The organism is Streptomyces bicolor, assembly GCF_000719285.1.
Taxonomy (GTDB): Bacteria; Actinomycetota; Actinomycetes; order Streptomycetales; family Streptomycetaceae; genus Streptomyces; species Streptomyces bicolor.
This window is the reverse complement of sequence record NZ_JOFS01000154.1, coordinates 1-232: the sequence shown is the minus strand read 5'-3', so window position 1 is coordinate 232 and position 232 is coordinate 1. Positions and strand designations below refer to the sequence as shown.

Genomic DNA, 232 nt, shown 5'->3' with positions numbered 1-232 from the left:
TGGACACCGACGGCTACCGGCTGCTGGTGAACCCGACCGGGCGGTTCGAGATCGGTGGCCCGATGGGTGACGCGGGTCTGACCGGCCGGAAGATCATCATCGACACCTACGGCGGTATGGCGCGGCACGGCGGTGGCGCGTTCTCCGGCAAGGACCCGTCCAAGGTGGACCGTTCGGCGGCGTACGCGATGCGCTGGGTCGCCAAGAACGTCGTCGCGGCGGGTCTGGCCGC

General features: G+C 70.3%; 1 protein-coding gene. It reads left to right on the top strand.

Features of this window, described 5'->3' with window-relative positions; translation table 11 throughout:
• The coding region (locus IF78_RS0143085) for a methionine adenosyltransferase domain-containing protein (RefSeq protein ID WP_031498991.1) at positions 1 to 232 on the top strand (232 nt) is incomplete at both ends.